Here is a 5,253-nt window from a genome sequence, read left to right on the forward strand (position 1 = left end):
GCGTCGACCCGTTGATCCCCCCCCCCCCGATGCGTGCGTTTAGTGGTCGCTAATATATGTGCATTTCCTCCTAGTAAGTGCCGTTTTTGCCACCTATAAGATTGCCATGAGCCAAGATTCTTTTTGGAAAAAGTTGGTACTTTATCTCGGCGCTAGTCAGCTGATCACTTTCTTATTTGACCTAGCCAGAGGCCTAGTATTTATTATTGTTTCCCCTATTACCATATTTCTGCTGTATTACATGGGCTGCCCTTCGGATTTGAGCCTATAAAATCAAGGGTATTTATTGTGCGAGTTCAAGCAGAATTAAAAGCGCAATACGGGAATCAAAAATTCGTAAATCAAATATGCCAATTGCCTAAAACCCTAGAAGGTATCAGGAAGATTAGAAATAACACTACTATCGGAAAGATGACATTGCGCCCTTCTTAACTGTTTGCTACGTATTGGCTCTGAATCACTTGATGCTGATACTAAGGCAATATGCGCACAATGACTGTCTAATAGATTGTAAAAAGCAAGTTCAGATATACATTTCAATATGCGTCACTTCCAAATATTTGATGGATTGGAGTCCAAATTAGAAGGCTCGCGCGAAGCGGGAAATGCCTAACAATCGCAGGCAATCTGACGGTTTTTTGCTCCGCCTTCGCTTCCACTATAAAACCGCGTTCGCCACGGGCGTAAATACGGTCACTTCGAAAATATAGCGATAAGGATAGGAGAGGTTTTACGCTCGCTCTTGGGCGTTAGCGAGCCTAGATTTGTCAGAACAAGTTGAGTCTAGCAGACTGAACTGTCAGATTGACTATGCGCTAAGTGAACCCGACATTGTCATTGGCGGAGGCTAGATTAGTTGAAAATAACGGCTTACTTGTTAACTGCTATAATATCAAAGAGTAATGATTTGCAATGACGCAATTGAAATCTTTTATTATAAACGCAATGACAATTAGAACTATAACCACTAGCGTTCTAATTATTATAACTATAATTAAATTTGATTCCGCTATAGGTGAAACCTTCATGACGCATATCTCTATAAAAGTTAAGCAGTACACCCCTGATATCTCCCTTAAACTGGCCAATAATAAAAAAGAGGATAAGTTTGCTGACTATCAGTCATTGATGGACTTTGATGTCGCCGGTCGCCCTTGGCGCGAAACATTATCCCGCTCTTTTAAAACGGATAAGGAGCTCGCCAAGGTTTTTAACAATATTAACCGAGTCGATGATGAGGTCTATAAGGTCATTGCCACTCGTATTACGCCTTATATTGCTCAGTTGATGGATAAGGACGATCAGGCTTGTCCGATCCGCATTCAATACGTACCTGAGCAAAATGAAATGGATGTGGCACCACAAGAGATGGGGGATCAGCTAGGGGAAGATAACATGATGCCAGAGGGAACCTCTATCGTTCACCGCTACCCCAATCGCGTGCTCTTTCTGGTACACAATATTTGTGGATCCTATTGTCGCCACTGCACTCGCAAGCGCATGGTGTCTGATCCCTTGAATGTTATCTCTATGGATAGGATCCGTAACTCCGTTGAATACTTACGTCAGCACCCGGAAGTGCAGGATGTGCTGCTGTCTGGAGGTGACCCATTGTTGCTGACGGATGACAAGCTCGATCAGATCCTGTCCATGATCCGTGAGGCTAGGCCAGATCTGAAAATACTGCGTATCGGCAGCCGCTTGCCCGCTCAGTTACCTACTCGTGTTACGCCAGAGCTGTGCCAGGTATTGGTAAAAAACCGTGTAACCCTGCTTAATACTCAGATCAATCATCCCAAAGAGATCACACCACTGTTTGTGGAACATATGGCATTGCTGCGCAATAGCGGCATAATGCTGGGCAATCAAAGCGTGTTGATCAAGGGCGTTAACGACAGCGTTGAAGTGATGCGTGATCTGGTCATGGAGCTGATCTCCAATGGTATTCGTCCTTACTATGTGTATTCCATGGATCCCGCTCCTGGTAACAGCAAGTTTCAGGTCAGCTATGATCGTATGCTGGAGATCTACCATGGCATCCGAGGCTGGGTATCTGGGCCTGCCATTCCAACTTTTATTGTTGATGGTATTGGTGGTCTAGGTAAAATGCCTGTACAGCCGGAATACGTCAGAAAGCAAGAGATCGATGGTAAAACCAAACTCATCGCGACTAACTTTGAAGGGCGCAGCGTCGACATGACATTCCTACTAGATGAGTAATAATGCACTCTTTTGACTCTACCATTTTTCCTTCTATACAGCTGTGGGTAGAGTTATAGGTAGCATAAATATCAATTTTCGTAATATCTAAAATATGCTTACCTCATATGTCCCTCTTTTTTGATCGCTATGAGGGAGCGAAATACTGACATTAATGCCTATTACTCAACGCTTGTACAAAATGACAGCCATGCTTTACCCCCGCTTCCCCTAATAATCACGACTTCCAACCCCACAAGTAACCAAATTTCGTGATATATTTTTCGCTACGCCTAAAGAAAACACCATTTTATAAAACCCCTGGGATTTTTAAACGTGTTAACCTGCCTTAAACCAGCAGACAAATTTAAACCACCACGAGGAGTTGAGAATGATTACTTATTTTTACTGGGCTGTTATTATCGCGATAATGGCTGTATTGGGCTTTCTATTGGGTAAGAACAACAAATGGAAATCTGCCATGATTGCGTGTTCCATTGTATTTTTTATTGGTTTGATGGCTTACTATTTTCATTTTCAGCAAGTTTTTGTAAAACATTATGGGGGTGTGATGTCAATTACTGTACCGGATGGTCAGCAACATATTACCGCGACCTGGAAAGACGATAATTTGTGGATCGAAAACTATAATCCAAAAACCAATACCTGCCATTTTAACGAATATTCCAAGGGCAACTTGTTACAGGGAAAAGTGACGATTAAAAATTGTTCTCCCGTCGCTTTGGAGTGAAGTGTGCAGTCCGGCGCCCATTAGTCAGCACAATAAGATACTGATAGGGTTCTTAATTTCGCAAGAAAGACAGGACATCCATACTTTTTAAATCATTATATTCAAGGAAATATCAGACTCCAATTAAGCAAGCACAAATATGACTCAGTGCAAAAATAAGAGGTTAAATAGACAATACCGGTTGAGTAAATCGCGCATTAAATTTTTGCTTAGATTGAATACCAGTGTAAAAAATGAGCGCTTGACTAAGCAATGGCCTTGAACTGAATCTTCAATACAAAGCCATTCATGCATTTACTCTTTTTTCGTTAATGCGTTGTTATTCTTGGTATATTTTTAGGACAATTTTACCTACGTGTTTCTTTTGCAAGAACACGTCTTGCGCCGTATTTATCTCTTCCAGTGGGAATGCTTGTGCAACGATGGGCTTGATTTTACGCTGCTCGATGCAGTTAACCAGGTTTTGGAATACTTCAGGCTTAAGCACTGTGCAGCCGAAAAAGCTTAAATCTTTTAGATAAAGTGTTCTGATATCTAGTTCAACCAAAGCGCCGCCAATCGCGCCAGACACGGCGTATCGGCTTTCCGATTTTAACAATTCTAAAAACTGAGGCCACTGCTTTCCAGCGACTAAATCGATCACGACATCAATAGAGTTTTCGCCTAGCGTTTCGATCAAATCGGCATCTTGTGAGATGACTTGATCTGCTTCCAAATCCAGCAGTTGTTGATTTCACTTGGACTGGTAATCGCTATAACATAGGCTCCGCGCGCTTTGGCAAGCTGGACCGCTGCCGAGCCAACACCACCAGAGGCACCCGATATCAACACTCTGTCACTTGATGTGACCTTCGCTCGAGTAAGCATATTCTCATCGGTTGAATAAGAGCAGGGAAATGAAGCCAATTCGATATCTGAGAGAGCACTATTGACAGCATAGGCATGCTTGGCAGCGACCACAGTATATTGTGCAAATCCGCCATCACATTCTGATCCATAGTAGCCAGATAAGCTAAGTTGCTGACCATTGGCTTCGCTAAGACAAGGTTCGATCAGAATGCGCTCCCCAATACGTTCTCTACTGATGTTATTACCTACGGCAACGATAGTGCCACAGATATCTGCGCCTTGAATACGAGGGAAAACTAAGGGATTACCAGACCAGCTTGCATCAGAACTACTGCTATCGCTTTTCGAATACCAGGCTATTCTGGTATTGATATCGGTATTGTTAACACCCGCGGCAGAAACGCGGATTAGCACTTCATTTGAAGTTGGTGTTGGTACCGGAATATCATCACGGTATTGGAGCATGTCCGGGCCACCATGGCCGACAAGCTGGATACCCTTCATGTTCTTTGGAATAGTGAACATTATTTGTCTTCCTTTAAAAGTGTTAATAGCGCCTTTTCGGCTGATGTTATCGCGTTTTTCCCCAGTACAGGCCAGGCACTTGATACGCCTTCATGCAGCAAAAAAATAGCGGTCGCAAGATCTTCTCTCTGGCTTTGTTGGCCTAAGAAATGGCGAACGTTTTGTTTGTGTTCTTTTACTGACTTGCAGATAAACGGATTGCCGGGAAAGGCGGCAATAGTGTTCATCGACAGTCAGCCGTGCGGCGCGAATTCCTTCATCCATTGTTCAAGTTTACTCAAAATATGAAAAATAAAATCAATACCACGGGGAGGAGATTCGTTAAGCAGAAAAGTGAGGTATCTTTGATGACGATACTCGATCGCACATCATCTCTTTAGAGGGATAGTGTTTGTACAGCGTTCGCAGGCTGACGTTACACGCCGTTTTTAGCATCGCTACGCTCGGCTCGGCGAAACCATATTGACTGAAAGTCTTTTCAAGACTAATTGCAATTTTTTCTTTAATAATAATCACTCTACCCTTGTCAATAGGTTATGCTAGATGATAGGGATGGCTTGCTTTTGGGAGAAATAGCGAGCGTAAAGGGGCTACCTCAACAGATAAACAGAGTGTAAATTTAAACTCTCAACATGAGCGCTTTTTCCCGACAGTAGGAAAAATATCACACCCAAATTCTCCCCATACCGAGCGTGATAGGCCATCTCGCTAACGCCCCCATTGCGCCCTAAAAAACATAAAACGGTGGTCAGATTTACTTGACCATTAAAACTGAAAGGGTTGATATTGGTGCTAAACTTATTTTAAACGCATTAATAATGGTAGCGCCAATCGGAAGGAATTATAAGCATATATTAGTCGCTGTTGATTTATCTCAATCCCGTGATTTAGAGGTTTAATAACTTTATGGACGATCTGACCGAATTAAG

4 protein-coding genes and 1 pseudogene are annotated in these 5,253 nt (G+C 42.7%); 2 read left to right on the forward strand and 3 right to left on the reverse strand.

The window, feature by feature from the left end; genetic code table 11:
* The first annotated feature begins 945 nt into the window (after positions 1-945).
* Positions 946-2,220, forward strand: coding sequence for a KamA family radical SAM protein (locus ACJAT7_RS17635; RefSeq protein WP_415228109.1), 1,275 nt, complete (start codon positions 946-948; stop codon positions 2,218-2,220).
* Between the two features lie 370 nt (positions 2,221-2,590).
* On the forward strand, positions 2,591-2,950 hold the full coding sequence (locus ACJAT7_RS17640) for a hypothetical protein (RefSeq protein ID WP_415228110.1): 360 nt from the start codon (positions 2,591-2,593) through the stop codon (positions 2,948-2,950).
* A gap of 319 nt (positions 2,951-3,269) precedes the next feature.
* Here the strand turns inward: ACJAT7_RS17640 and ACJAT7_RS17645 are convergent.
* The 3 genes and pseudogenes from ACJAT7_RS17645 to ACJAT7_RS17655 all read right to left on the reverse strand — a co-directional run bounded on the left by ACJAT7_RS17645 (position 3,270) and on the right by ACJAT7_RS17655 (position 4,759).
* Positions 3,270-4,324, reverse strand: a pseudogene (locus ACJAT7_RS17645) (alcohol dehydrogenase family protein).
* Positions 4,324-4,551 carry a hypothetical protein gene (locus ACJAT7_RS17650; protein WP_415228111.1) on the reverse strand — a complete coding sequence of 76 codons (228 nt, stop codon included), beginning with the start codon at positions 4,549-4,551 and terminating at the stop codon, positions 4,324-4,326. The pseudogene ACJAT7_RS17645 and the gene ACJAT7_RS17650 overlap by 1 nt, the downstream one beginning before the upstream one ends.
* Positions 4,552-4,645: 94 nt before the next feature.
* Positions 4,646-4,759 carry a hypothetical protein gene (locus ACJAT7_RS17655; protein WP_415228112.1) on the reverse strand — a complete coding sequence of 38 codons (114 nt, stop codon included), beginning with the start codon at positions 4,757-4,759 and terminating at the stop codon, positions 4,646-4,648.
* Between the last annotated feature and the right edge of the window lie 494 nt (positions 4,760-5,253).

Source organism: Psychromonas sp. (assembly GCF_047632995.1).
Classification (GTDB): Bacteria; Pseudomonadota; Gammaproteobacteria; order Enterobacterales; family Psychromonadaceae; genus Psychromonas.

What these genes read in the sequence shown, in the direction of transcription:
- ACJAT7_RS17635 (WP_415228109.1), top strand. Translation starts at nt 946, where the DNA reads ATGACAATTAGAACTATAACCACTAGCGTTCTAATTATTATAACTATA.
- ACJAT7_RS17640 (WP_415228110.1), top strand. Translation starts at nt 2,591, where the DNA reads ATGATTACTTATTTTTACTGGGCTGTTATTATCGCGATAATGGCTGTA.
- ACJAT7_RS17650 (WP_415228111.1), bottom strand. Translation starts at nt 4,551, where the DNA reads ATGAACACTATTGCCGCCTTTCCCGGCAATCCGTTTATCTGCAAGTCA.
- ACJAT7_RS17655 (WP_415228112.1), bottom strand. Translation starts at nt 4,759, where the DNA reads ATGCTAAAAACGGCGTGTAACGTCAGCCTGCGAACGCTGTACAAACAC.